Source organism: Urinicoccus massiliensis, assembly GCF_900120405.1.
In the GTDB taxonomy this organism is placed as follows: domain Bacteria; phylum Bacillota; class Clostridia; order Tissierellales; family Peptoniphilaceae; genus Urinicoccus; species Urinicoccus massiliensis.
In genome coordinates, this window is record NZ_LT635492.1 from 550,192 (window position 1) to 575,459 (window position 25,268).

The 25,268-nt window shown below is 46.8% G+C and carries 23 protein-coding genes, 1 tRNA gene and 1 other annotated feature; all 24 genes read right to left on the reverse strand.

Features of this window, described 5'->3' with window-relative positions:
* Nucleotide 1 precedes the first annotated feature (1 nt).
* The 24 genes from BQ7400_RS03025 to nrdR all read right to left on the reverse strand — a co-directional run bounded on the left by BQ7400_RS03025 (nucleotide 2) and on the right by nrdR (nucleotide 25,221).
* The gene (locus BQ7400_RS03025; RefSeq protein WP_072469422.1) at nucleotides 2-721 is read right to left on the reverse strand and encodes a segregation and condensation protein A; all 720 of its coding nucleotides are present in this window, start codon (nucleotides 719-721) and stop codon (nucleotides 2-4) included.
* The gene (locus BQ7400_RS03030) at nucleotides 714-1,340 is read right to left on the reverse strand and encodes a site-2 protease family protein (protein WP_072469423.1); all 627 of its coding nucleotides are present in this window, start codon (nucleotides 1,338-1,340) and stop codon (nucleotides 714-716) included. Before BQ7400_RS03030 ends, BQ7400_RS03025 begins: the two co-directional genes overlap by 8 nt.
* Nucleotides 1,340-2,641 carry a thymidine phosphorylase gene (locus BQ7400_RS03035; RefSeq protein ID WP_072469424.1) on the reverse strand — a complete coding sequence of 434 codons (1,302 nt, stop codon included), beginning with the start codon at nucleotides 2,639-2,641 and terminating at the stop codon, nucleotides 1,340-1,342. The genes BQ7400_RS03030 and BQ7400_RS03035 overlap by 1 nt, the downstream gene beginning before the upstream one ends.
* Nucleotides 2,641-3,438 (reverse strand): purine-nucleoside phosphorylase, encoded by a 798-nt coding sequence (locus BQ7400_RS03040; RefSeq protein ID WP_072469425.1) that lies wholly within the window; start codon nucleotides 3,436-3,438, stop codon nucleotides 2,641-2,643. The genes BQ7400_RS03035 and BQ7400_RS03040 overlap by 1 nt, the downstream gene beginning before the upstream one ends.
* Entirely contained in the window at nucleotides 3,435-3,977 is a 543-nt protein-coding gene (locus BQ7400_RS03045; RefSeq protein WP_072469426.1) for an NUDIX hydrolase, read from the reverse strand. Before BQ7400_RS03045 ends, BQ7400_RS03040 begins: the two co-directional genes overlap by 4 nt.
* Nucleotides 3,974-5,650 carry a DNA repair protein RecN gene (recN, locus tag BQ7400_RS03050; RefSeq protein WP_072469427.1) on the reverse strand — a complete coding sequence of 559 codons (1,677 nt, stop codon included), beginning with the start codon at nucleotides 5,648-5,650 and terminating at the stop codon, nucleotides 3,974-3,976. Before recN ends, BQ7400_RS03045 begins: the two co-directional genes overlap by 4 nt.
* Nucleotides 5,640-6,449 (reverse strand): TlyA family RNA methyltransferase, encoded by an 810-nt coding sequence (locus tag BQ7400_RS03055; protein ID WP_072469428.1) that lies wholly within the window; start codon nucleotides 6,447-6,449, stop codon nucleotides 5,640-5,642. The genes recN and BQ7400_RS03055 overlap by 11 nt, the downstream gene beginning before the upstream one ends.
* Nucleotides 6,442-7,206: a polyprenyl synthetase family protein gene (locus BQ7400_RS03060; protein ID WP_072469429.1), complete on the reverse strand. Its 765-nt coding sequence runs from the start codon at nucleotides 7,204-7,206 to the stop codon at nucleotides 6,442-6,444. Before BQ7400_RS03060 ends, BQ7400_RS03055 begins: the two co-directional genes overlap by 8 nt.
* Nucleotides 7,203-7,430 (reverse strand): exodeoxyribonuclease VII small subunit, encoded by a 228-nt coding sequence (gene xseB / locus BQ7400_RS03065; protein ID WP_052099151.1) that lies wholly within the window; start codon nucleotides 7,428-7,430, stop codon nucleotides 7,203-7,205. The genes BQ7400_RS03060 and xseB overlap by 4 nt, the downstream gene beginning before the upstream one ends.
* A complete protein-coding gene (gene xseA / locus BQ7400_RS03070) occupies nucleotides 7,423-8,748 on the reverse strand; it encodes an exodeoxyribonuclease VII large subunit (RefSeq protein WP_072469430.1) in 1,326 nt (441 codons plus the stop codon). The genes xseB and xseA overlap by 8 nt, the downstream gene beginning before the upstream one ends.
* A gap of 40 nt (nucleotides 8,749-8,788) precedes the next feature.
* Entirely contained in the window at nucleotides 8,789-9,214 is a 426-nt protein-coding gene (gene nusB, locus BQ7400_RS03075) for a transcription antitermination factor NusB (RefSeq protein WP_083553253.1), read from the reverse strand.
* A gap of 2 nt (nucleotides 9,215-9,216) precedes the next feature.
* Entirely contained in the window at nucleotides 9,217-9,606 is a 390-nt protein-coding gene (locus tag BQ7400_RS03080; RefSeq protein WP_072469431.1) for an Asp23/Gls24 family envelope stress response protein, read from the reverse strand.
* A 120-nt stretch (nucleotides 9,607-9,726) separates the two neighbouring features.
* Nucleotides 9,727-9,801: transfer RNA gene (locus BQ7400_RS03085), tRNA-Trp, on the reverse strand.
* 138 nt (nucleotides 9,802-9,939) lie between these two features.
* Nucleotides 9,940-12,561, reverse strand: coding sequence for an alanine--tRNA ligase (gene alaS, locus BQ7400_RS03090; RefSeq protein WP_072469432.1), 2,622 nt, complete (start codon nucleotides 12,559-12,561; stop codon nucleotides 9,940-9,942).
* An 81-nt stretch (nucleotides 12,562-12,642) separates the two neighbouring features.
* Nucleotides 12,643-13,866: an AI-2E family transporter gene (locus BQ7400_RS03095; protein ID WP_072469433.1), complete on the reverse strand. Its 1,224-nt coding sequence runs from the start codon at nucleotides 13,864-13,866 to the stop codon at nucleotides 12,643-12,645.
* 175 nt (nucleotides 13,867-14,041) lie between these two features.
* Nucleotides 14,042-14,527 (reverse strand): hypothetical protein, encoded by a 486-nt coding sequence (locus tag BQ7400_RS03100; protein ID WP_072469434.1) that lies wholly within the window; start codon nucleotides 14,525-14,527, stop codon nucleotides 14,042-14,044.
* 60 nt (nucleotides 14,528-14,587) lie between these two features.
* The gene (locus BQ7400_RS03105; RefSeq protein ID WP_072469435.1) at nucleotides 14,588-16,795 is read right to left on the reverse strand and encodes a sensor histidine kinase; all 2,208 of its coding nucleotides are present in this window, start codon (nucleotides 16,793-16,795) and stop codon (nucleotides 14,588-14,590) included.
* Nucleotides 16,779-17,501 carry a response regulator transcription factor gene (locus tag BQ7400_RS03110; protein WP_034439431.1) on the reverse strand — a complete coding sequence of 241 codons (723 nt, stop codon included), beginning with the start codon at nucleotides 17,499-17,501 and terminating at the stop codon, nucleotides 16,779-16,781. Before BQ7400_RS03110 ends, BQ7400_RS03105 begins: the two co-directional genes overlap by 17 nt.
* A 449-nt stretch (nucleotides 17,502-17,950) precedes the next feature.
* The gene (gene leuS, locus BQ7400_RS03115; protein ID WP_072469436.1) at nucleotides 17,951-20,359 is read right to left on the reverse strand and encodes a leucine--tRNA ligase; all 2,409 of its coding nucleotides are present in this window, start codon (nucleotides 20,357-20,359) and stop codon (nucleotides 17,951-17,953) included.
* Nucleotides 20,360-20,368: 9 nt separating this feature from the next.
* Nucleotides 20,369-21,748, reverse strand: a complete 1,380-nt coding sequence (asnS, locus tag BQ7400_RS03120) for an asparagine--tRNA ligase (RefSeq protein WP_072469437.1) — start codon at nucleotides 21,746-21,748, stop codon at nucleotides 20,369-20,371.
* Nucleotides 21,749-21,778: 30 nt separating this feature from the next.
* Nucleotides 21,779-21,960 (reverse strand) — a binding site (T-box leader).
* A 67-nt stretch (nucleotides 21,961-22,027) separates the two neighbouring features.
* Nucleotides 22,028-23,356 carry a replication-associated recombination protein A gene (locus BQ7400_RS03125; protein ID WP_072469438.1) on the reverse strand — a complete coding sequence of 443 codons (1,329 nt, stop codon included), beginning with the start codon at nucleotides 23,354-23,356 and terminating at the stop codon, nucleotides 22,028-22,030.
* A gap of 46 nt (nucleotides 23,357-23,402) precedes the next feature.
* Nucleotides 23,403-23,621, reverse strand: coding sequence for a hypothetical protein (locus BQ7400_RS03130; RefSeq protein ID WP_072469439.1), 219 nt, complete (start codon nucleotides 23,619-23,621; stop codon nucleotides 23,403-23,405).
* A 74-nt stretch (nucleotides 23,622-23,695) separates the two neighbouring features.
* On the reverse strand, nucleotides 23,696-24,760 hold the full coding sequence (locus tag BQ7400_RS03135; protein WP_072469440.1) for an alanine/ornithine racemase family PLP-dependent enzyme: 1,065 nt from the start codon (nucleotides 24,758-24,760) through the stop codon (nucleotides 23,696-23,698).
* Nucleotides 24,757-25,221, reverse strand: coding sequence for a transcriptional regulator NrdR (nrdR, locus tag BQ7400_RS03140; protein WP_034439462.1), 465 nt, complete (start codon nucleotides 25,219-25,221; stop codon nucleotides 24,757-24,759). The genes BQ7400_RS03135 and nrdR overlap by 4 nt, the downstream gene beginning before the upstream one ends.
* Nucleotides 25,222-25,268: the final 47 nt, after the last annotated feature.

Consider the following 25,268-nt stretch of genomic DNA (forward strand, 5'->3'; position numbering starts at 1 on the left):
GTTATTCCTCCCTTCTTTCGATAAATAATTCCCTGGCTTGGGGCCGGTAGGCTAGGCGGCAACCACCTGCCTTGGCCAATTCCAAGATGGCCAAAAAGTTTGTAATGATCTCCTCCCGACAGGGTTGGTCGCTTAAGAGGCTGTCAAAAGATACCTTCTTTTGGTCCACCAGGCAAAAGCGGATTTTTTCAATGCAGTCGCTGACCTTGAACCTTTCTGCATAAATGGGTCTTAACTCCTCATTGGTCCGGTCCTGGTACTTGATGAGGATTTGGGCAAAACAGGTTACCAGGTCCTGGGTTTCCAAGTCTTGAAGGAGGTAGGCCTCCTCCTTGGATATAATTTCTTGGGGCAGGCGGGTCAGGAGTTTTTGTCCCTCTTCTTCCCGTCCTTTAAAGTCCTGGGCCACTTCCTTGTAGATTTGGTATTCCAAAAGTCTACGAACCAGGGCGTCCCGGGGGTCTTCTTCCTCTTCTTCATCTTCAGACTGGCTTTCCTTTTTTGGCAAGAGAAGCTTGGACTTGATTTGCAAAAGAGTGGAGGCCATCAGGAGGAAGGAGGACAGGGTGTTCATGTCTAGGTCCCGGCTGTTCATTTCCCGGATAAATTCCGTGGTTAAAAAGGCTATGGGGATGTCGTAAATGTCCAATTCATTTTTCTTAATCAGGTCCAGGAGGAGGTCCATGGGCCCCTGGTAGACCTCAAGCTCTACATCATACATAGAAAATGTGCCCCCAGAAGTTTAAAAAGTAGTTGATGAGACCATTTAAAATTGGTCCCAAGACCTTGTCAATGGCTCCAGAAAAAATCGCAACAAGCAAGAGGACATAGGCATATTTTTCATACTGGTAAAAGGTCTCCTCCCAGGCCCGAGGCAAGAAACTGGCTAAGACCTTGGACCCGTCTAGGGGTGGCAGGGGAACCAGGTTGAAAATTCCCAACATGATATTGTACCAAAGGAGGTTTTCCACCAGGAGCTGGATAAAGTTGCTGGCCGTGGGATGGAAGTAGAGGTAGGCAAAGACGCCGGAAAAGATAAAGGCCATGACCAGGTTATAGACCACCCCGGCCAGGGAGACGGTAATCATGCCCAATTTTCGTTTCCTAAAGGCATAGGGGTTAATGGGCACAGCCTTGGCCCAACCAAAGCGAAAGATGACCATACAGACCAGGCCCAGGGGGTCCACATGGTTGATGGGGTTGATGCTTAACCGTCCATCCCGCTTGGCCGTAGTGTCTCCATTTAAATAAGCCACATAGCCGTGGGAAATTTCATGGCCTATAATGGCCACCAAAAGTGCCAGGATCCGAGCAGCATAAATTTCTACGGTGCCATTCATTAGCGGACCTCATGTAAGATCAAGGTCGGTGCTTGGACCGGGTCCTTGCTGTAAGTGATACCAGCCTGGATGTCTTGAATGATTTCTTGAATTTCAGAAGAGTCCTTGCCATAAAGTTCCAGTATGGTTTCCCCTTTCGTCACTTTTTGACCGATTTTCTTCACCAGGTAGATTCCAGCTCCAGGATCAATGACATCTTCCATGGACAGACGACCGGCTCCCAACCTCCGGGCTGCTTCCCCAATGGTCAGGGCATGAAGGGAGGCCAGGTAGCCATCTTCTTGGGCCTTCACTTGACCCAGCAAGGGGCTGAGGTCTTGGTCTAAAAGTCCTTGGGCATCTATTTGGCCACCTTGGGCCTTAATCATTTCATTGAACTTGTTCAAGGCTTGACCATTTTTTATGGTTTCCTTCAGGGCCTCCAGGGCTTGGTCTTCTTGGTCAAATTTTTTGGCCAAGACCAAAACCTTGGCTCCCAGGTTAAGACAGAGGTCTTCCAGGTCTTGGGGACCTTGGCCCATAAGGACCCGGATGGCCTCTTGGACTTCAATTAAGTTTCCCACAGCCTGGCCCAGGGGTTCTTCCATGGAAGTAATCAGGGCCATGACATTGCGGTTAAAGGCCTTGCCTAATTTTACCAGGGCGGTAGAAAGTTTTTCCGCCTCTTCCTTGGTCTTCATAAAGGCCCCATCCCCAACCTTGACATCCAAAATCAAGGCATCGGACCCAATAGCAATTTTCTTACTCAAGATACTGGCGGCAATAAGGGAAATATTGTCTACGGTTTGGGTGGCATCCCTCAGGCTATAGAGTTTCTTGTCTCCCGGGGTGATATTGGCTGTTTGGCCTGCAATGGCCAGGCCGATTTCATTGACTTGCTTGATGAAGTCTTGGACAGACAGGTCCACCGATAGGCCCTGGATGGCCTCTAACTTGTCTAAGGTTCCCCCAGTGTGGCCCAGGCCCCGACCACTCATCTTGGCAAAGGGGCAACCGGCTGCAGCCACCAGGGGTCCCAGGACCAGGCTGGTGGTATCTCCTACCCCGCCGGTGGAATGTTTGTCCACCTTGATGCCCTGGATGGAGCTTAAGTCCACAGTGTCTCCTGAATGGAGAAGTTCATTGGTTAGGTCGTAGGTTTCCTTCTCATTTAAGCCTTGAAAATAAATGGCCATTAAGAGGGCGGACACTTGGTAGTCCTTGATGTCTCCCTTTAAGTAGCCTTGGATCCAATAGTGGATTTCTTCCGAGCTTAGGTCTTGACCATGTTTTTTCTTTTCGATTAATTCATTGATATGCATTAAATCACCTGCACAATCTTTTCCACTAGTAACTTAAAGCGGCCTTCTGCCTTTTTAGAAGCCAGAACAACATCCTCATGGCTTAAGGGCTCCTTACTAACTCCTGTAGCATGGTTGGTAATGAGGGATATACCCAGGACCTTGACCCCCCTGTGGTGGGCAATAATAACTTCCGGTACCGTGCTCATGCCGACTGCATCGGCTCCCAGGGTCCTGGCTAGGCGGACCTCTGCTGCTGTTTCATAGCAGGGGCCTGTAAACCACATGTAGACTCCCTCTTTTAGGTCCATCTTTTCTTCCTGGGCAACTTTTTTTGCCAAGGCAATGGAGTCCAGGTTATAGGTCTCGCTCATGTCCAAGAACCTGGGGCCCTTGTCATCTTCATTGGGACCGATTAGGGGGTTGACCCCGGTAAAGTTAATATGGTCTGTAATAATCATCAAGTCTCCAGGGTTAAAGTCCTTGTTGACTCCTCCAGCTGCATTGGTGACAATTAAATTTTTAATGCCCAGGTCGGCCATGACCTTGACGGGCAGGACCACTTGGCTAATGGGATGGCCTTCGTAATAGTGGACCCGCCCATTCATGGCCACGACCTTCTTGCCAAAAAGCCGGCCAAAGATAAATTCCCCGGCATGGCCTTGAACAGTAGAGGCGGCAAAGCCAGGAACTTCTGAAAAGGGAATGTGGATGGCCTCTTCAATATTTTTTGCAAAGTCTCCCAGGCCGGACCCTAAGATAATTCCCAACTCCGGTTCAATATTTATTTTTTCCTTGATATAGTCCAGTGGGTTCATTCTACTTCCTCCATAAAATCTTTTGCCAGCAAGAGGGCCAGCATGGTTTTGGCGTCACTAAATTCCCCCAGGTAGACCTTTCGCAAGGCCTCTTCAAAGGGCATGGATTCCAATTCTAAAAATTCATCGTCATCCCTGTTGACCTCTCCCTGAACCAGGTCTCGGGCCAAAAAGAGATGGATTTTTTCTGTGGAAAAACCCGGAGAGGGATAGAATTCGGTCATAAAGTCTAGGCGACCACAGGTATAGCCTGTTTCTTCCTGCAATTCTCTCTTGGCAGCCAGGCCAGGTTCTTCACTGGCATTTACAAGCCCGGCAGGAATTTCCAGTAGACTTTTTTCCACCGCCTTGCGGTATTGTCTCACCAGGACCACCTGGCCATCTTCTGTAATAGCCACAACCCCTACTGCTCCAACGTGCTCTACAATTTCACGTTTGGAGTATTTTTGGTCGGGCAATTCCACTGTGTCCACCCTAAGGGACAGGATGTGCCCCTCATAAATCTTGTTGGACTTCATGGTTCTTTCTTCGTAATTCATAGATCCTCCCTGCTGTTCTTAATCATGCTTCGAGCTGTTTCTAGGGTGCTTTCATTGATTTCATCCGAGCTAATGAGTCTGGCCAGTTCATAGACCTGGTCTTCCAGGCTGGACCTTTGGATGCTAGAAACCATCTTGCCATCCTTTAAGGTCTTTTCGATCCGGTAGTGGGCTTGGGCCAGGGCCACCATTTGGGGCAAGTGGGAAATCACCAAAACTTGCCGCCCCCGGGCCAGGGCCTTTAATTTTTTTCCGACGATGTGGGCTGTCCGGCCACTAATTCCGGCGTCGATTTCGTCAAAGACCAGGGTCATGATGTGGTCCCGGTCTGCAATGATGCTCTTAAAGCCCAACATCATCCGGCTCATTTCCCCTCCTGACGCCACTTGGGACAGGGGCTTTAGGTCCTCTCCCAAATTAGTAGACAGGTAGAAGACCACCTGGTCCATGCCGTCAGGGCCCAGGTCTTTTTCTTCCAAGTGGACCTTGAAGCGAGCATCTTTTAAATTTAATTGGCTGATTTCATCTTCCACTCTTTTTTCCAGGGCCCGGGCCAGAGTTTCCCGGTCCTTGTGAACCACCAGGGCCAGGTCTTGGAGTTTTTTATGGGCCTCTTCCAGGTCCTTGTGTTTTTTATTGACCTCTTCTTCATAGTTTTTTAAAAGCTCTAATCGGGCCTGACTTTCTTTATAGTAGGACAAGATTTCCTGGACGCTGTCCCCGTATTTTCTCTTTAAGTTGTTGACCAGGTTCAGGCGGTCCTCCACTAGCCGAAGGGCTTGGGGGTCTTGGTCGCTATTTTCCAAAAGATGGTTTAATCCCTGACCCACCTCGTGGACTTCATGGCGGAGGCTTTGGAGTTGGTCTGCCCAAGCCTTGATTTCCCCATCATAGTCGCTAATCTTATAGAGGCAGCTTAGGGCCGCATCTATTTGGTCCAAGGCCGACACGGCCTCATAGGAAGTTTGGAGCCTTTGAAGGCTCTCTTCCAAGCCCTCCCGGATGGATTCTTGGTTTTCCAATTTTTTATAGTCTTGCACCAGGTCTTCTTCATCTTCTGGCGTCAATTGGGCCTCTTGGATTTCTTGGCATTGAAAGTCCAAGAGGTCAATTTCTCGCATCCGGCTTTGGTCGTCCATGGTTAGCTTGTCCAGGTCCTTTTTCAGGGCCTGGTAGGCCTCATAGGTCCGGGCCAGGTCTTCCAGGTGGTGGCTGTGGGTCTTGTCACCAAAGGAGTCCAGGATAAATTTTTGCTTGTGGCTGTCCAAAAGGGCCGGCCCCTCATGTTGGGCAAAGATGTCCACCAACTGGCCGGTAATTTCCTTGAGTTGGTTGAGGGAAATCACCTGGCCATTGACCCTTAAGAGGCTGGGTCGGTCCAGGAAGATTTCCCGGCTAATGGTTAAGTAGTCCTCTTGAGCCAGGCCATTTCTTTCCAGGCTCTTTTTGAGACCGGCCTCCTGGTTGAAAAAGACCCCTTGGACAAAGGCCGAAGAGGCTCCTGTCCGGATGTAACTTTTGTTGGCCCGGCCTCCTAGGATCATGTCCAGGGCATCAATTAAGATGGACTTTCCCGACCCGGTCTCTCCTGTTAATACATTCAAGCCCTTGGAAAACTCCACACTTAAATCATCAATGATGGCAAAATTTTTAATATTTAACTCAACCAGCATCTTGTCCTCCACTTGCATGAGCATCTTTTACAATTTGGGCAAGCCCAAGTTCTTTTTCTTGGTAGCCCTTTTCCAGGAGGGCTAAAAATTCTATATTTCCCTTGGTCCCATGGATGGGAGAAGGGGTTAGACTTTCTACATCTAGGTCCAGGTCTTTAAAAAGACCGGCCATCTTATTAAGTACTTCCAGGTGGACCTTGGGGTCTCGAATAATTCCCCCCTTGCCAACCTTGTCCTTGCCAGCTTCGAATTGGGGTTTCACCAGGGCACAAATTTGTCCCTGGTCTTTTAAGAGGTCTCTGGCTACATCCAGGACCAATTCCAGGGAGATAAAGGAAACGTCAATGCTAATAAAGTCTGCCCTTTCTTCAAAGGTCTCCGGGTCCAGGTGGCGGATATTGACTTTTTCCATATTCACCACTTGGGGGTTTTGACGGAGGCTGTAGTCTAGTTGGTTGTAGCCCACATCAATGCAGTAGACTTTTTTAGCCCCATGTTGGAGCATACAGTCGGTAAAGCCCCCTGTGGAGGCTCCAATGTCAATACAGACCTTCCCCTTGAGGTCAATTTTTTCATTTTCCAAGATTTTTTCCAGCTTGTAGCCTCCCCGGCTGACATACTTCATCTGGCCCTTGAGGCGGAGCTGGTCTTCCCGGTTTAAAAGTTGGCCGGGCTTGTCAATTCTTTCGCTGCCATGGACCACAAGTCCTGCCATAATGAGCCGCTTGGCTTTTTCTCGACTAGAGGCCAAGCCCTGTTCATAGACTAGGAGGTCTGCCCGAATACGGTCTTTAGCCATAGAGGGCCTCCTGGATAAATTTTCTCAGCTGTTTGATTTCAGGCCGGTTGCTTTCCAGTCTTTCCAGGGCCTTGTCCATGACCTCCCTCAAGATGACCAGGTCTTTTTTGTTGTAGTGGTCCAATTCTTGGTCATCCATGTCATCCTTGTGTTGGAAGAGGTTGCCAAAGCTCCGACCACACAATTCCATGTCTCCCCTTTCCTGGCTATCTGCTTCTACCAGGACCAAGGGAATCATAAAGGCGGCATAAAAAAGTTCGTTGGTTTTTTTCATATAGTCTTCCTGGTCCAGGCTGGGGTGGAGGTCCACCATTTGCCCTTGGATCATACCATGACTCCCCGCTGCCTTTAAAAGAAGGTAGCCAGCCTGTAAAAAGTTTTTCAGCCTTTTTCCTTCCAGGCTAAGGCTATGGCGTAAGATTAACTCACTGGCCCCATTTAAGAGGGCATCTCCTGCCAAAATGGCCGTGGCTTCATCAAATTTTTTGTGGAGGGTCAGTTGCCCCCGGCGGAAGTTGTCATCGTCCATGCCAGGCAGGTCATCGTGGATGAGGGAGTAATTGTGAATCCATTCCAGGGCCATCATAAGGACTTCCAGGTCCTCTTCCGGGGCCCGGTAGATATCTCCCACTAGGGATAGGATCCTGGGTCTAAGTCTTTTTCCCCCAGCCATAAGGGCGTATTCAACAGGATGGTAGATATAACTATCCTTAAAGTAGTTTAAAGATTCCAGTATAACAACTTCTACATCTTTCAAGACTCTTCACCTATTTCCAGTTTCTCAAAAGTTTGGCTTTCTTCCTTGTATTCTTCCAGTCTGCCTTCCAGGTCATTTAGGGTCTTCATACACTTCTTGTAGTAGGCCAGGGCTTCCTGGTAGCTCTTAAAGCTTTCTTCCAAGGAAATGTCTTCCCTTTGAAGCCTTTCCAGGCAGTCTTCCAAGGATTTTAAATTTTCTTCATAAGAAAGTTCTTCATGCATGGCAGTCTCCTTTGCTTTCAATCCGGGCTCCTCTGGAGCCATCGGGTAAAATCAATTCCACATAGTCTTGGTCTTTCAGGTCTTCTATCGATTGAACCATGTGCCCTTGTTTTTTAATCAGGGCCAGAGGGTAGTTCTTTTGAATCTTTTCCAAATCTTGGCCCAGGTCCAGGATGTGGCCCCGTCTTTTTTGGATGGCTTCTTTCATGGCTTGGTAGACCTGGTCCTTGAAAAAGCCCATCTTGTCTCTTTCCCTCTGGCATCTCTTTTGGGGATGGTAAAAATCCACCTGGATCTTGACTTCATCCAGCTTGGTTTTTTGCTTTTGGCAGAATTTTTCCATGCTGGTTTTCAGCTTCAAGCGGTTTAGGTCCAAGCGGCCATACTCTCTTTCCAGGATTTGGCCAGGAGAATAGTGGCTAAGTCTTAATTTTTCTTGGGCCAGAGCCATTTTTTTCTCCTGGAGGCCATGGCGAAATTCCTGGTCTATTTGTCTTTTTAAAAGGTCTAGGCCCTGGACCAGGTCCGATTTTTGGGCAACAGCCACTTCTGCTGCTGCCGAAGGGGTTGGGGCCCGGTAGTCGGCCACAAAGTCGCTAATGGAATAGTCCGTTTCATGACCCACTGCGGAAATAATCGGGGTCTTGGCACAAAAAATATCCCGAGCCAGGTCTTCATCTTGGAAGGCCATAAGGTCTTCAAAGGACCCTCCACCCCGACCGATAATAATAACATCCAAGCGGGGGTCTTCCAGGGCCTGTCCCAGGCTCTTTCTTAGGCTGGCAGGAGCCTGGTCTCCCTGGACCTGGGAGGGATATAAAACCAAGGACACGCCGGGGTTTCTCCTTTTCAAAACATGGATAATGTCTCTTAGGACGGCCCCATCTCTGGAGGTCACCACCCCCAGAGTCTTGACAAAAGAGGGAATTTTTTGCTTGTACTTTTGGTCAAAAAGCCCTTCTTTTTCTAATTTTTCCTTGGTTTGGAGAAATTTTTGATAGAGGGGGCCCAAGCCCTTGAGGTTCATGGTCTTTACATAGAGGTTTAGCCGGGTTTCTTTTTCATAAATGGACAGGCCACCAGAAACCAAGACCCGGTCCCCCTCTTTAAAGGAAAATTGTCCGTCTTCTTTTTCCCAGCGGAAAAAAATACAGGGCAGGCTGGCCTGGTCATCCTTTAAATTAAAGTAGGTGTGGCCAGATTGGTAGGTTTTAACATTGCTAAGCTCCCCCTCCACCAGGACATTGGAAAGGAAGTAGTCCATGTCAATGGTCCTTTTAATATAGCTGGTTAATTCATGAACCTGGATTGCTTTCATAAAAAACTCCTGTAAAAAAGAGGGTTTCTACAGATTAAATCTATTGGCAACCCTTGTTTTCGATCCTATCTTCGTATTTTTTTATCACAGACCCTAAAATCCCATTGATAAAACGGGAAGAATCATCTGTTGAAAACTTCTTGGCCAATTCAACAGCCTCATTGATGCTTACCTTGGTAGGAACTTGCGGACAATAAAACATTTCATAGACAGCAAGTCGGATAATGGCCAGGTCTACCTTGGCCAGACGGTGGATGTCCCAGCCAACTAGGGTTGAATCAATGACTTGGTCAATTTCCTCCCGGTGGTCCAAGAAGGAAGCAAATTCTTCAATTAACGGAGTCGGTTGGTCTTCCAGCCAAGACTGGATGGAGTTCAAATCGGCTCCCTCTTCCTGGATATGAAAGGGCAATTGGAAAATTGCCTGCATCAAAAGGATCCGCTTTTTTCTTTGACTAATGGCCATTCTTATGCCTTTGCCACAAGTTCACTGCTAGGGTTTGAAATCCCAACAACATGAACATTGACTTCTACAACTGATAGGCCGGTCATATTTTCTACAGATTCCTTGACTTTTTCTTGGACTTCATTGCAAATGTCCAAGATGTTTTTGCCATATTCAATGGAAAGAGACAGGTCGATAACCCCTTCTCCTTCACCAACGGCAACCTTGACCCCCCTAGCCGGAGTCCGAACACCCAATTTTCCTGCAACGTCTGCTACCCCGCTCATTAAATCCTTGCTGGGATAGTAGACCCCGTCTACATGGGATGCGGCAACAATGGCTATTTTTGCAATGACATCATCTGCTATTTTTACATTTCCATCAGTGGATTGTTCGTTGACATATTTTTCCACGAAAACACCTCCATAAACTTATACCTTATTATACCAAAAGTTGATATTAAGTACAATCATTGGCTTTTTAAGGACTTTACTTTCTAAAAAAGAAAAACCGTCGAATCATCGACGGCACTTTGGCAGGGGTAGAAGGATTTGAACCCTCGACATTTGGTTTTGGAGACCAACGTTCTGCCACTGAACTATACCCCTAGGTCTTAACTTGTACTTATCAAGTTTACCATACTGACCAAGAGATTACAAGAAAAACTTGGAAAATCTATGGGAATTCCTGACCCAAAAACTTATGAGAAAAGGGAGGCCCCAGCCTCCCCTTGCTATAAAACTCTTTTATTCTGCCAAAAATTTTTCCACTGCAGCTATGGCTTCTTGGACCTTGGCGGGGTCCTTGCCTCCTGCTTGGGCAAAGTCCGGACGTCCACCGCCACCGCCTCCGGCGATTTTGGCAACTTTTCCAATGAGCTTGCCTGCTTGGACTTGCTTGGTGAGTTCCTTGGTCACTGCTGAGGCAAAGAGGACCTTGTCCTCCATAACAGAGGCCAGGACCACAACCACAGGTGCGTGGCGGTCCCTGGTTTCTTCTGCCAGGTTCCTCAGGTTTTCTCCATCTACATTTTCTAAAATTCCTGTAATATAGGAAATTCCATTGACTTCTTTCACTTGGCTCAGACTGGAATCCAGGTCACTGGAGGCCACTTGTTTTTTGAAGTCCTCTACTTCTTTTCTCAATTCTTTTTGTTGTTGGAGGACTTGGTCCACCCGGTCAAGTAGGTTTTGTTCATTGGTCTTTAACTTGGCGGCCAAGGCCTTGTGGCTGGCTTCATAGTCCCGTAAGAGTTTCAAAACATTGAGGCCTGTTGTGGATTCAATCCGGCGAACACCAGCGGCAATACCGGATTCAGATAGGATCTTAAAGCTTCCGATGTCTCCTGTAGCCTCCACATGGGTTCCTCCACAAAGTTCCTTGGAAAAGTCTCCCATGGTTACCACCCGGACCTTTTCGCCGTACTTGCCTTCAAAAAGACCGATGGCTCCTTCTTGTTTTGCCTCATTATAGGCTAGAAGTTCCTTGCTGACAGGAACATTAGCCAGGATCATTTCATTGACCCGGTCTTCCACAGCCTTGACTTCTTCCGGAGTCATGGGCTTGTAGTGGCTAAAGTCAAACCGCATCCAATCATCTCGAACTTCACTTCCGCTTTGTTGGACGTGTTGACCCAAGACTTCTCTTAGGGCGGCATGAAGAAGGTGGGTGACAGAGTGGTTGCGCATAATGGCCTTGCGGCGGTTTTGGTCCACTTCTAGGTCAAGCTGACTTCCCACTTCCAAGTTTCCTTGGATGATTTTAACCCGGCTATAGATGGTGCCATTTTTCGTCTTTTGAGTATCCAGGACTTGTGCCCTGCCTTGAGACCAGGAAATCTGACCTGTATCGGCAATTTGTCCCCCGCCTTCTGGATAGAAGGGAGTTTTTTCTACAATGACAAGGCCCTCTTGGCCCTCTTGTAAACTTTGAACTTCATGACCTTGGCAAACCAGGGCCAAGACCTTGGATGTATCTTGCATTTTTTCATAGCCAGTAAAGTCTGTTTTAAAGTCCAGTTTTAATTCTTCTTCACCAGCTTCCCAGCCCATGTTGCTATCATCTCTGGCAGACCGGGCCCTTTCTTTTTGGGCCTGCATTTGCCTTTGGAAGCCGTCAAAGTCCACTGTCATTCCGTAATCTTTTAGGATTTCATTGGTTAGGTCCACTGGGAACCCATAGGTATCATAGAGCTTGAAGGCTCTTTCTCCAGATAGGACCTTTTCATTTTTGTCCTTTAAGTCCTTCACTTGGTCTTCCAATAGGGCCATGCCTGTTTCCAGGGTTTCGTGGAACTTTTCTTCTTCCTTGGAAATAACCTCCAAGATCATGGTCCTACGGCTGGTTAATTCTTCATAGTTGACAGACCAGGAGTCCATAACCACCTTGGCAATATCAGCCAGGAAGGGTTGGTCCAGGCCCAGTTTACGACCATGGGAGGCCGCCCGGCGCAGGAGCCGTCTTAAAACATAGCCCCGGCCTTCATTGCTGGGAATAACCCCATCTCCAATTAGGAAGGTAATGGCCCGGATGTGGTCTGTAATAACCCGGACTGAAATGTCCAATTTTTTGTCGGTTTTATACTTATAGTTACTTAAGTCTTCCACCTTGTGGAGGACTTCTTGTAGGGCGTCAATTTCAAAGATGTTGTCAGTTCCTTGAAGGACGGTGGCAATCCGTTCCAAGCCCATACCTGTATCAATGTTGGGATGGGATAGGGGGTGGTAGTTGCCCTCCTTGTCCTTGTCGAATTGGGTGAAAACCAGGTTCCAAACCTCGATAAAGCGGTCGCATTCACAACCTGGTTTACAATCGGGGTTTCCACAGCCGAATTCTTCTCCCCGGTCTACATAGATTTCAGAGCAGGGACCTGAGGGACCCACTTCCAATTCCCAGAAGTTGTCTTCTTTTCCCAGGGGGACAATTTTTTCCTTGGCCAGGCCAATTTCTTCTTCCCAAATCTTTGCCGCTTCATGGTCTTCTTCAAAAACCGTTACCCAAAGGTCCTCTTCCGAGATTTCCAAATTTTCTCTTAAAAAGGTCCAGGCCCAGTTAATGGCCTCTCTTTTAAAATAGTCGCCAAAGGAAAAATTCCCCAGCATTTCAAAAAAGGTAGCGTGGCGGTCCGTTTGACCTACATTGTCAATGTCTCCTGTTCTCAGGCACTTTTGACAGGTGGTCATCCTCTTGCCCGGAGGGGTCTTTTCCCCGGTAAAGAACTTCTTTAAAGGGGCCATGCCGGCACCAATTAACAAGAGGGAGGGGTCATCCTTGGGAACCAAGGAAAAACTTGGGGCAACAATGTGTCCATTTTCTCTAAAATACTCCAGAAATTCACGACGAATTTCATGCAAACCTAAACGTTTCATAGCAACTCTCCTTAATATAAAACCTCCCAAAGCCCTTTGGGAGGTCGCTATACTTGATTATAAAATAGCCTGCCGGCTTTGTCAATGTAGGTCTTTGTCCACTTGCCTTTGGCGGATTTTCATCAGGGCAAAATCTTTTAAAATTAAACATACGCTGACAAAGGGAACCGATAAAATCATCCCTATAAAGCCGAACATACCCCCGCCAAGGACAATGGACAAGAGGACCACCAAGGGGTGGAGGCCTGTTTTAGACCCCAGGATTTTCGGCCCCAAGAGGTTGTTTTCCGCCCATTGGATTAGGACGAAGAGGATGGCTACCCAGAGGGCCTTGCCGGTGGAGTCCAGGGCTGCAAATAAGACAGCCGGTAGGAGGGCCAGGAAGGGTCCCACATAGGGGATGATGTCAGCGACACAGGTCACCAGGCCGATGATAATGGCAAAATCAACCCTTAAAATAATCAGGACAATCATGGTCATCAGGCCCACAAAAAGAGCCATAAGCAAGCGTCCCTTGACAAATTCCAAAAGGGCATTGTTGATTTTCCCTCCTAGATAGAGGATGTCGGTCTTGTGTTTCCTAGGCAGGAGCCTGTAGACAATGTCCTTGAAGTGGTCCTTGTCCACGCAGAAGTAAAAGGAAAAAATCATCACCAGCATGATGGAAATCAAACGGGCAAAGAGGGCATTAATCCCTACGGGAATGTCCTTGATCTTGTCACTGATGCCGGTTTGGGCATTGGTTAAGAGCTTGTTGATCCCGCTGTTAAATTCATTTTCAATCTGGTCTAGGTTGAGGTTGGACACAGATTCAAACTTCTGGAGCCATTCTTGGGACCCCTTGTTCCAGGTGTCTAGATAGCTGGGAATTTCCATGAAAAAGGCTCGAAATTCGCTGACGGTTTTGGGTAAAACCACTACAAAAACTAGGACCAATAAGAGGGCCAGACTGGCATAGACAATTAAAACGCCATACTTCCTCTTGATATTCTTCCCTTCTAGGTAGGTTACCAGGGGGTTCATAACATAGGCCAGGATAATGGCGATAAACAAGGACCCTATGGTGTTGCCAATAATGGGAAAATGATTAAAAATAGCTCGTAAAACATAAATTCCAAAGAGGACACCGCAAATCCGCGCCACGAGTTTCAAGTCAATTTCAATTCGTCGGCTGCGTTCAATCCAAGTATTGCCAATATTGATGAGATAATAAATGGCCAAAACTAAAAGGATAACCAATAAAGCAGACCTGAGTAAGATAATCAGTTCCGGTGTCACTTCATGTGGAAGAAGCTGAGTGTTCATAAGCAACTCCTTTTCAGTGAGGCATCTCTGCCTAATTTATTCGTTATCCTTTATTATAGCACTTTTTTTAATTTTGGTGAGAAGTAAAAATCATTCTTGAAATTTTTTTCTTCCCTCAAGGGGCTGTTAGGTGGCCTTAAGGGCCTCTAGCTAGGAAAATTCTGATCCATCTAGCTTATTCAGGGGCATTGAGCTTGATGTTTTCTTCAAAGCCTGATGGGTCTCCATGTCTAGCTTGGTCCAGGTATTTGGCAAAGGCTTCTCTTGTGGCGTCATCACACTTGGCTGGGGACATGTAGGTCATCTTTGTTGCTTTTTCCAATTCTGCCAGGGCCTTTTCGGCTCTTTCAGGGTCTGTTTTGTAGCTATTTAACCATTCTCTTTCCCAGGCGGCTTCCCAATAGAGACTTGCTCTTGTGGTGCCAAAGCCTTTTTCATAAGATGAGCCGTCTTTTTTATAGTCGATTTCTTTTGGCACTTCATAGCCTTCCGGCCAATTCAAACTTTTACAGGTCTTTACAAATTCATCTTGGATTTCTTCATGGGAAACAAGGCTGTTTGAATAACCAGCTGCACTTGCCTTGTCACAAGCTGCTGCACCTAGGGCCAGACATCCTACCAGTAGGATGGTGCCTAATTTTCTTTTCATGGTTTTTTTCATTTTTTCTCCTTAAATTTAATGCACTTCTTCTAGCATGAAGTTTTGGATCTAAAGCTTCAATCATTCTTGGAAAGTTTTTTCTTCTCTCAAGGGGACCCGGCAGGTGACCTTAAAGAGGTCTCCGTCTACCTTAACTTCCATATCTCCCTTGACTTGTAAGAGCAAGCTCTTGGCAATGGCCAGGCCCAAACCGTGGCCTGTTCCTGTCCGGGCTTGGTCTCCCCGGGTAAAGCGACCCGTTAAGTCCAGGCTGGGGTCCAGGGCCATGGCTGAAATATTTCTAAGGCAGATGCAGGCATGGCCATCTTCCCGGTAGAGGTCCACATAGACCCTGGTATTTTCCAGGGAGTACTTGTAGATATTGGAGCAGAGGTTGTCCAGGATCCTTTGACCCCGGTTGCCGTTGATGCGGACTGGCAGGGGTCCTTGGTCCTTGTAGACCAGGTCAAGACCCTTGGTCTTAAAGTCATCTTCCCACTCGCCTAAAACTTGGCTGGTTAGGTCTTTTAGGTCCAGGTCTTGTAAGTCACTTTCCCTTAATTCCTTGGAGGTTTGACTGACTTCAAACAAGTTTTCAATGAGGTCCTTTAAGTGGATGGATTTTTCATGGATGACTCCTGCATATTTTTTCAAAGTTTGGGGGTCCTCCTCCTTGTCCATTAGGTCTGAATAGTTGATGATTGAAGTCAAGGGGGTCTTGAGGTCGTGGCTGACATTGGTAATTAAGTCACTTTGGACCTTGGCTGAAGACACAGCTTCAGAAACAGCCTTGTCCAGGTTGGAGGCAATCCGGTTAAAGTTATTGGCAATGCCTTTGAAATAACTTCTTTCCACAGGGATTTGATAGTCGTAGTTTCCCTTGACAATTTCATTGGACCCCTGGATTAGCCGCTTCATCTCTGCTGAAAAGTCCTTGATAAAGAGGGCAAAGACCAGGAGCAAAAAGGCCAGGAAGAGGAAGAGAACAAAGGATTCTATCCGTCCTCCCCCCATGGCTCCAACGAAGAAAAAGAGGAAGATCAAGAGGAGACCCAGGCCCAGGTAAAGAAGGGGGGCCCTGGATGGAGATGAGCCTTCTTGGCTGACGCTGGCTTCCAAGTAGGAAACTCCCGACCCGAAGATTTTTTTCAAGACTTGGATGATCTTGTAGACCAGGGTCTTTTGCCAGAAACCGTAGGCCAGACCCCTATCCTTGATTTGGATAATCCTCAAGGCCAGGTAGGCGGCTGCCAAAAGCAGGCTAAAGCCCGCAAAGAAGATACCGGCAAAGACCAAGAGGTAGCGGTTGATGGAGGTCCAGTCTTGGAGGGGATAGATGATACTGGAAGGCTCATTGCAGATCAGGCCGAAAAGTCCTATCCAGATGGCAACTAAAACCGCAGTCACTTCCCAGGGGAAAAAGTCCAAGAAGCGGACAAAGCCAGTTCTTTCTTGGGTCTTGTTAAAGGCCCATAGGCCATAGGCCAGGAGGGCAAAAAAGCCCAGGATATAAACCGGAATCAGGCCGACAACCAAGTCAATGGACTGGCGTTGGAAGAGGGTTTCTCCCAAAAAGTTATCCAGTTGCTTTTGGGTCATGGCCATGGTTATTTGGGCCGAGGCAATCTTGCTGTCGACACCAAGCTCCACATCCTGGTCTGGGATGTTTAGGTCTATATTTTCTTCTTTTTCATTAAAGGTATTGGTGTATTCATAGTTGGAAATGCTGTTAAGGACAAGTTCATTGATAATATTTTGGATCTGCCGGATATTCTTATCCTCTTTGATTTGGGTTTGGTCCAGCTTCCATTTTTGGCCATTGTAGCTATACTTCAAAAAGAGAACATCCTCACTGCTGGGCTTAATATCCTTGGGATCTTGGCCCTCGTAGCGAGCCCAGTCTTCCGACCGGTTGTCCGCCAGGTAGCTTAAACGGTCATAGTTCAAGTTTTTAAAAAGATCTTTTTCCAGGTCTTGGACATTGCCATATTGGGGGTTGTTTGTTAAAAGATAGTTCCCGGTTCTCTTGGTTAAGTGGCTGGTATAGTAGGTCTTTGTAGCCAGGCTGAAGTTTCGCCCATCACCTCCCTCTGTTTCCCCGTAAAACATCTGGTCATTACTTATAAAATTGCTAAAAATGTTTCTAAAATAAGTTTCTGTTGTAATCCAGGATAGGTCCGCCTTGGGTTCGCTGGAATAAAAGTAGGCCATGGGGCCCAGGCTCACTAGGAGGGCCAAAACCAGGGTTATCAAAAAGACCCGAGGATTATTTTTATTGGTTTTTTCCATTTTCTAAGCTCCTTTTTTCATTGACAAAACGATAGCCTAGCCCCCAGGCCACTTGGATGTACCTGGGATGCTTGGGGTTGACTTCAATTTTTTCCCGAATCCTCCGAATGTGGACTGTAACCGTTTTGGGGTCCAGGGCCGGTTCCTTCCAAATCTTTTCGTAGATCTCTTCAATGGAAAAAACCCGTCCCGGATGCTTCATCAAGAGGGCCAGGATTTGAAACTCAATGGGGGTGAGGGAAATGGACTGGCCCAAAACCTCCACCCTTCTCTGGTCCAAGAGAAGCTTGACATCCCCGATTAAAATTTCCGAATCCTTTTCGCCACTGTTGTAGGCGTGGTTACGCCGGATAATGGCATCCACCCGGGCCAAGAGTTCCATGGGGTTAAAGGGCTTGGTTAAGTAGTCGTCTGCCCCCAGGGTCAGGCCCATGATCTTGTCCAGGTCCTCAGACTTGGCCGACAGGATCAAGATGGGGACTACAGAATACCTGCGGATTTCCCGGATGGCATCTTCCCCAGTCATACCCGGCATCATGAGGTCCATAATCACCAGGTCATAGTCCTTCTTTTTCGTTTCCTCCAGGGCATCCAGGCCATTTGAAACCCCTGTGGTCTTATAGCGGTCGTTGTTCCCTAAATAAATCTCTATAGAATGTAAAATACTTTCATCATCTTCGGCAATTAATATTTCGTAGTCACGCATTCTTATCACCTCAAGGATATTATAACAAAGACATGGAACAAATCTTTTAACAAAATCTTACAAATTTCTTAAGATGCCGGGGATTTTTTTAGATAGACAAGGCACTTGTAGGGGCCGGCCTGTCCGGCCCGTATTGCTAATCAGAAAATACAAACATAGGGAATAAAACCAATAACCATGATTCCCCCATAGCAACATTTTCCCCTTGCAAAAGGGCGATATAAAATCGCCCCTACGGTCCATCCAGCAATGTGTTGGAAAATCTACCAATTCAATTATTTCATTAAACATAGGGAACAAGATCAATACCCAAACCCCAAAATAAACACATTCAGGATTGGGGTAAGGGCGGCACAGGGCCGCCCCTACAAAATTTTTTGTCCATATTAATTATCTACACATACAAAAAAGCGACGGGACTAACCCATCGCTTTTGGTCTTATCTTCACTTATTTTAAAACAATATTGTAGATTCGGCCAGGAACGTAGATTTCTTTTACTACATTCTTGTCCCCAACTTGGTCTGCAAAGGCCTCTTCTGCCTTGACGATTTTTTCTACTTCTTCCTTGCCAGCTTCTCTAGGAACCTTGACGGTGAAGCGGACCTTGCCGTTAAATTGGACTGGGATTTCAATACTGTCTTCCACAGTCTTGGCTTCGTCGTATTCTGGCCAGCTGGTATCGTGGAGGTAGCCTTCAAATCCAGCCAGGGTCCACAATTCTTCTGTAATATGGGGAGCCACAGGGTTCAAAAGGGTCAGGAAAATTTTTAATTCTTCCTGGCTAATGGACCCCAGGGAGTTGATTTCATTTAAATAGGTCATGAGTTGGGCAATGGCTGTGTTGAACTTCAAGTGTTCATAGTCAAAGCTGACCTTTTTAATGGTTTGGTGGGTCAGGACTTCCATTTCTGGGCGAATTCCCCCATCTACAATGGAGTCTTGTAATTTCCAAACTCTTTCCAAGAAACGACGGCAGCCCTTGACGCCATTGTCGGACCAGGGAGCGGATTTTTCAAAGTCCCCAATAAACATTTCATAGGTTCTCAGGGTGTCTGCCCCGTATTGGTTGACGATATCGTCGGGGTTGATGACATTGCCCCTGGACTTGGACATCTTTTCCCCATTGTCTCCCAAGATCATGCCATGGGAAGTCCGTTTCATATAGGGTTCCTTAGTGGGAACTATTCCAATATCATAGAGGAACTTGTGCCAAAATCTTGAATAGAGCAAGTGGAGGGTGGTGTGTTCCATACCTCCATTGTACCAATCCACTGGGGTGAAATAATCCAAGGCTTCCTTGCTGGCCAAGGCTTCTGCATTGTGGGGGTCTGTATATCTTAGATAGTACCAAGAAGATCCAGCCCATTGGGGCATGGTGTCTGTTTCCCGTTTTGCTGGCTTCCCACATTTTGGACAGGTGGTATGGACAAAGGAGTCAATTTTAGCCAGGGGGGATTCTCCATTGTCTGTTGGTTCATAATTTTCTACTTCTGGCAGGGTCAAGGGAAGGTCTTTTTCATCTACAGGGACCCATCCACAGTCGTCGCAATAAACGAGGGGTATTGGTTCTCCCCAATATCTTTGTCTGGAGAAGACCCAGTCTCTTAACTTGTAGTTGGTGTGTCTTTCTCCGATGCCTTCTTTTTCCAACCATTCATACATTTTTTCCTTGGCTTCTTTTACAGACAGGCCGTTTAAGAAGTCGGAATTTTCCAAGACGCCATCTTCAATATCTGTATAGGCTTCCTTGGACAGGTCCCCTCCCTTGATAACAGAAAGGATGGGAAGGTCAAATTTCTTGGCAAATTCATAGTCCCGGCTGTCGTGGCCCGGTACGGCCATAATGGCCCCGGTTCCGTAACTCATCAGGACATAGTCACTGACCCAGATGGGGATTTTCTTTTGGTTGACGGGGTTAATGGCATAAAGGCCCTTAATGGCAACCCCTGTCTTTTCCTTGGAAAGTTCTGTCCGTTCAAATTCACTTTTCTTGGACACTTCTTCCCGGTATTTTTGGATTTCGTCCAGGTTTTCAATTCGATCCTTAAATTCTTCGATATAGGGATGTTCCGGAGCCAAAACCATGTAACTTACACCAAAGAGGGTGTCGGGACGGGTGGTGAAGATCTTCAGCTTCTTGTCACTGTCTTCAACCATAAAGTCCACTTGGGCCCCGTAGGACCGACCAATCCAGTTGATTTGTTGGGCCTTGATCCGGTCCAGGTAGTCTACGTCTTCCAAATCGTCAATCAAGCGGTCGGCATAGGCTGTAATCTTTAACATCCATTGGCTCTTGACCTTGTGGACCACAGGGCTTCCGCAGCGTTCGCAAGACCCGTTTACCACTTCTTCATTGGACAAGCCAACCTTACAGGAGGTACACCAGTTAATGGGAATTTCAGACTTATAGGCCAGGCCTTTTTTAAACATTTGTAGGAAGATCCATTGGGTCCACTTGTAGTAGTCGGGGTCGGTGGTGTTGACTTCCCGGGACCAGTCAAATGAAAAGCCCAGGGCCTTGAGTTGGTCCTTAAAGTGGTCTACATTATTTTTGGTAACTAGGGCTGGATGGATGTGGTTTTTAATGGCATAGTTTTCTGTTGGGAGGCCAAAGGCGTCAAAGCCCATGGGAAATAAAACTTCCTGGCCTTGGTAGCGTCTCTTTCTAGCCACAATATCCAAGGCGGTATAGGGTCTTGGATGGCCTACGTGGAGGCCTTGGCCTGAGGGATAGGGAAATTCTACCAGGGCATAGAATTTTTCCTTGTTGGGGTCCATCTTGCAATGGTAGACTTCTTTTTCTTCCCAATGTTTTTGCCATTTTCCTTCAATCTCTTTTGGATTATATTCTTTCATGGGTCCTCCTTAAAATTCTGCATGTCCAACGGTTCTTGGAAAGGCTGTTACGTCCCGGATGTTGGAAACTCCGGTGACATACATGACAGCCCGTTCAAAGCCCAGACCATAACCTGAATGGACGGCTGTTCCATATTTTCTCAGGTCTAAATACCATTCATAGTCCTTCATGTTGAGTCCGTTGTCCTCAATCTTTTTCTTTAGAATGTCATAGCGTTCTTCCCTTTGGGATCCGCCAATGATTTCCCCTACGCCAGGAACCAAGAGGTCCATGGCTGCAACGGTTTTTTTATCATCATTTTCCCGCATATAGAAGGCCTTGATTTCCTTGGGATAGTCTGTAACAAATACCGGGCGTTTGAAGATTTTTTCTGTTAAATAGCGTTCGTGCTCGGTTTGAAGGTCAATTCCCCATTCCACAGGATAGTCGAACTTTTGTCCGGACTTCTTCAAAAGGTCTACAGCTTCTGTATAGCTAATGCGTTCAAAGTCATTGTCAACCACATTGTGGAGGCGGTCCAAAAGGCCCTTGTCCACAAACTCATTAAAGAAGGCCATTTCATCTGGAGCATGGTCCAGAACATAAGTGATAATGTACTTAACCATGGCTTCGGCCACGTCCATATTGACTTGGAGGTCTGCAAAGGCCATTTCTGGTTCAATCATCCAAAATTCCGCTGCATGTCTTTGGGTGTTGGAATTTTCTGCCCGGAAGGTGGGGCCAAAGGTATAGACATCCCGGAAGGCCAGGGCAAAAACTTCTGCCTGTAACTGGCCAGAAACAGTCAGGTGGGTTTCCTTGTTGAAAAAGTCCTTGGAATAGTCAACAGACCCATCTTCTTTTCTGGGAACATCCTTTAAGTCCAGGGTGGTTACCCGGAACATTTCTCCTGCGCCTTCTGCGTCAGATCCGGTAATCAAAGGGGTTTGGGCATAGACAAAACCTCTTTCTTGGAAGAATTTATGGACGGCAAAGGCCAAGAGGGACCGGACTCGGAAAACAGCTTGGAATAAGTTTGCCCGGGGTCTTAGGTGGGCAATAGTCCTTAGGTATTCTGCCGAGTGGCGTTTCTTTTGTAGGGGGTAGGAAGGGTCGGATTCTCCCAAGATTTCCAGGGATTCTGCCTTTAATTCAACATCTTGTCCCTTTCCTTGACTTTCCACAAGTCTTCCTTGAACCTTAAGAGAAGAGGAAATATTTAGCTTGACTTGGTCGTCCATTTTTGTGTCTTGGTCCAAAACCACTTGAAGGGGTTTAAAACTGGACCCGTCTGTTAGGCTGATAAAGCTGATATTCTTTCCTGTTCTGGCTGTCTTAATCCAGCCTTCCAGGCTAATGTCCTGGTTTAAATATTTTTCTTTGTCTTGATAAATTTCTCTTAGTTTCATAGAACCTCCTTATAAAAAAAGCAGCCTTCTGCATAGGACGAATACATCGCGGTGCCACCTATCTTGCTCAAGCCACTTTTATTCTTGTTATCGCCAAGATTACGTCTTTCGATGCTCCGAGTTGTTTTTCTAGTAAATCCCACCACCCTTTTCCAGCAAACAAGGGCTCTCTGTAGGCTGATTTACTATACTCTTCTCTTCATAGCAGGAAATTTTTATTTTTAGCTACTAATGTAACAATTATAGACGATAAAGCCCTGAATGACAAGACTTTTCTCCCTATTCTTCCCAATCCTTCTTGCCATCCCAACGTTTGGTCTGCCTTTCTTGGATTTTCTTTTCATATCCCCGGTCTGAAGGCTTGTAAAAGACCAAGTCTTGAAAGCCCTCTGGCAGGTAGTCTTGTTGGACAAAAGCGTCTGGATATTGGTGGGGGTACTTGTAGCCCCCTTCCTTTTCTCCTTGGACCCTTGGGTTGTGGGGGTCTCTTAAATACATGGGAACGCCAGCTGTGGGATGGCTTTTGACAAAATCCATGGCGGCATTAATGCCCTGGTAGGCCCGGTTGGATTTTTCAGCACAGGCTAAATAGCTGGCACATTGGCCCAAGTTGATCCTGCATTCCGGTAGGCCAATGACTTCCACAGCCTTAAAGGTGGATGTGGCCAAAACCAGGGCCATGGGGTCGGCATTGCCAATGTCTTCTGAGGCAAAAATCACCATCCGCCGGGCAATGAATTTTGGATCTTCTCCCGCCACCAACATCTTGGCCATCCAGTAAAGGGCAGCATCAGGGTCAGACCCCCGTAAACTTTTGATAAAGGCCGAAATGGTGTCATAGTGGTCGGTGCTCCCCTTGTCATAGAGGATGGGTTTTTCCATCATACTTTGGCTAATGTCATCCTTGGTCAAGACCAGCTGGTCTCCTTTTTTTGTCGTGGTTAGAACTGCCATTTCCAAGGCTGATAACATGACCCGGGCATCCCTGTTGGAATGGCTGACTAAAAAGTCCAGGGCCTGGGGTTCCAGGCTGGCTTGGAAGTCTTTTAGGACCTGGTCTTTTTCCAGGGCCCTAAGGGCCAATTTTTTCAAGTCCTCTTCATCCAGTTCATGGAAGTTTAAAATTTGACAGCGACTCACCAGGGCCTTGTTGACTTCGAAATAGGGGTTTTCCGTTGTAGCGCCGATAAAGAGAATCTTCCCCTGTTCCACATAGGGCAAGAGAGCGTCCTGTTGGCCCTTGTTAAAACGGTGGATTTCATCGATAAAGAGGATGGTTTGCCGGCCCCTGATTTTTAAATCTTCTTCGGCTTCTTTCAAGGCCTCTCTCAGGTCTTTGACCCCGCTGGTAACAGCCGATAATTCTATGAAGTTGTGGTCCATGGCCTGGGCTATGATATAGGCCAGGGTGGTTTTTCCCACTCCCGGAGGTCCATAAAAGAGCATGGACCTAAGCCGGCCACTTTTAACCATCCGGTTGATAAATTGATTTTCTCCAATAAAGTGGCCTTGGCCTACAAAGTCTTCAAGACTCTTGGGCCTCATCCTCTCCGGCAAGGGGGCTGTGGTTTTTAACTTGTTTTCCATTTCCAGGGTAAATAAATCCATTCCTTCTCCTTATCCCATTCTTAAAGACCTTTTTCAAGGCTTCTTTCTATTGATCGTATTTTTCCTTTAACTTGGGGATGTCCTCTAGGTCCACCCATTCTTCTGTAAAGCCACAAGTACAACAAACATAGCGGTTGACTAAAACTGCCGAAAAAATGCTGTGCCCTATCATAATATTATTTCCACTTCCATAGGCACCTGCCTTTCCAGGCACCAATAAAAGATCCTTTGAGCCACACTTTGGGCAAAGTCCCGTATTCTTCATTCTCCCCCTCCTTTAACAAGGGACCTAGTTCAGTTTTTCTGACTAGGCCCCTTGTTTTTCTCGTTAAAAATTCTTTAGATAATCTCAACATCTACATATTCAGATGTACAAGTCATCAAGATCCCTACATAGTCCAGGGTAAAGTCTACAATATCCCCAACTTGGTAGTCCTTTTGACAGTCCGAAATATCCAAAATGGTGTGGTCACTGGACCCTCCCAGGACAATGATATCCTTGTCCACGGGATTCAGGGACTCATTAACAATGTCTTGCTTGCCTAGGGCAATGAGGGCCCTCTTTCGAACTCCCCGGTCTACGAAAACCGGTTCATGGCCAAAGGCATCCAGGCCAGTTTCTTCCACAGGAACCGAAGGTTTTTCCTTGATTTCAATAATTTGGGCTTGGAGGACCCAGCCCTTGGAATTGGTCCCTGGTAGTTGTTGACCATAGGAGGACTCGGTTCCCCGGATCAGGGTTTCTCCTAGACGGAGGTTGTTGATACTGGGAAGTTTTTCCTTGCCCAAAAGGTAGACAGAGGATGAGTTTCCCCCACTAACAATCTTAAGGTCATAGCCAAAGCGGTCCTTGACTCCTTGTTTGTAGTCATCCAGACGCTTTAGGATGTGGGGCTTGGGAATCACAGCTCCATAGCAGGTGAGGTTGGTGCCGATTCCTTCTAAAATCAGGTGGTCCATCTTCAGGACTTCTTCTACAGCTTGGTAGAAGTCTTCTTCCTGGAAGAAACCCTCTCTCAGGTCTCCTAGGTCCACCATGAGGATGACCTTGTGGCGGCAACCTGCCTTGCCGGCAGCTTCATTTAATTTTCTTAAGGTAGAGATTTCTGAATTTAGGCTGATGTCTGCATAGCGGACCACCTGGTCCACTTCTGAATGTTGGGGTAGTCTCAAGAGGATTTTATCAATATCAAAATTTTGCAATTTTTTCAAATTTTGAATCCTGGAATCCGCCAGGCCATCTACGCCCCCTTCAACGTAAATTTGGGCAAGTTCCGGGTCTGCACAAAAAACCTTGGTGACGCCATAAAGAACCCCCACTCCATTTTCAGAAGTTAGTTTTTTCAAGGCCTTAACATTCTTTAATACAATGTCTCTTTTCACCAATAGTTTCGGATAGGTCATTTTTTCTCTCCCTTTCTGTCGTCAATAAACTGGCTCAGCTCATCCATAAATGAAGATACGTCCTTAAATTGCCGGTAGACGGAAGCAAAGCGGACATAGGCCACTTCATCAACCTCTTTCAAGGCCTCCATGACCCGCCGGCCCAGCTCTGCTGAGCTGACTTCTTTTTTAAATTCATTCCGGATACTTTTTTCAATATCTCCTACAATGGCCTCCAAAGTTGCCATTTTCACAGGCCTTTTTTCGCAGGACCGGAGCATGCCGTTTAAGAGCTTGTCCGGGTCAAAAGATTCCACGGTCTTGTCTTTTTTCACCACCATCAAGGGGGTTTTTTCAATCCTCTCATAGGTGGTAAAGCGGCCTCCACACTTTACGCACTCCCGTCTTCTCCGGATGGCTTCATCCGAAGGTCTGGAGTCGATAACTTTAGAGTCTGGGTAATTGCAATATGGACACTTCATAGATCCTCCAAATAGATAAAAATAAACAAAAAAATACGTATCCCTGA

Bases quoted from the DNA above. Each gene is read 5' to 3' on its own strand.
- asnS (WP_072469437.1), bottom strand. From the start codon at position 21,748: ATGAAACTAAGAGAAATTTATCAAGACAAAGAAAAATATTTAAACCAG.
- BQ7400_RS03095 (WP_072469433.1), bottom strand. From the start codon at position 13,866: ATGAACACTCAGCTTCTTCCACATGAAGTGACACCGGAACTGATTATC.
- recN (WP_072469427.1), bottom strand. From the start codon at position 5,650: ATGCTGGTTGAGTTAAATATTAAAAATTTTGCCATCATTGATGATTTA.
- BQ7400_RS03135 (WP_072469440.1), bottom strand. From the start codon at position 24,760: ATGACCTATCCGAAACTATTGGTGAAAAGAGACATTGTATTAAAGAAT.
- BQ7400_RS03100 (WP_072469434.1), bottom strand. From the start codon at position 14,527: ATGAAAAAAACCATGAAAAGAAAATTAGGCACCATCCTACTGGTAGGA.
- BQ7400_RS03035 (WP_072469424.1), bottom strand. From the start codon at position 2,641: ATGCATATCAATGAATTAATCGAAAAGAAAAAACATGGTCAAGACCTA.
- BQ7400_RS03045 (WP_072469426.1), bottom strand. From the start codon at position 3,977: ATGAATTACGAAGAAAGAACCATGAAGTCCAACAAGATTTATGAGGGG.
- xseB (WP_052099151.1), bottom strand. From the start codon at position 7,430: ATGCATGAAGAACTTTCTTATGAAGAAAATTTAAAATCCTTGGAAGAC.
- BQ7400_RS03030 (WP_072469423.1), bottom strand. From the start codon at position 1,340: ATGAATGGCACCGTAGAAATTTATGCTGCTCGGATCCTGGCACTTTTG.
- xseA (WP_072469430.1), bottom strand. From the start codon at position 8,748: ATGAAAGCAATCCAGGTTCATGAATTAACCAGCTATATTAAAAGGACC.
- BQ7400_RS03040 (WP_072469425.1), bottom strand. From the start codon at position 3,438: ATGAACCCACTGGACTATATCAAGGAAAAAATAAATATTGAACCGGAG.
- leuS (WP_072469436.1), bottom strand. From the start codon at position 20,359: ATGAAAGAATATAATCCAAAAGAGATTGAAGGAAAATGGCAAAAACAT.
- BQ7400_RS03110 (WP_034439431.1), bottom strand. From the start codon at position 17,501: ATGCGTGACTACGAAATATTAATTGCCGAAGATGATGAAAGTATTTTA.
- nusB (WP_083553253.1), bottom strand. From the start codon at position 9,214: ATGGCCATTAGTCAAAGAAAAAAGCGGATCCTTTTGATGCAGGCAATT.
- BQ7400_RS03025 (WP_072469422.1), bottom strand. From the start codon at position 721: ATGTATGATGTAGAGCTTGAGGTCTACCAGGGGCCCATGGACCTCCTC.
- alaS (WP_072469432.1), bottom strand. From the start codon at position 12,561: ATGAAACGTTTAGGTTTGCATGAAATTCGTCGTGAATTTCTGGAGTAT.
- BQ7400_RS03055 (WP_072469428.1), bottom strand. From the start codon at position 6,449: ATGGCTAAAGACCGTATTCGGGCAGACCTCCTAGTCTATGAACAGGGC.
- BQ7400_RS03125 (WP_072469438.1), bottom strand. From the start codon at position 23,356: ATGGATTTATTTACCCTGGAAATGGAAAACAAGTTAAAAACCACAGCC.
- nrdR (WP_034439462.1), bottom strand. From the start codon at position 25,221: ATGAAGTGTCCATATTGCAATTACCCAGACTCTAAAGTTATCGACTCC.
- BQ7400_RS03130 (WP_072469439.1), bottom strand. From the start codon at position 23,621: ATGAAGAATACGGGACTTTGCCCAAAGTGTGGCTCAAAGGATCTTTTA.
- BQ7400_RS03105 (WP_072469435.1), bottom strand. From the start codon at position 16,795: ATGGAAAAAACCAATAAAAATAATCCTCGGGTCTTTTTGATAACCCTG.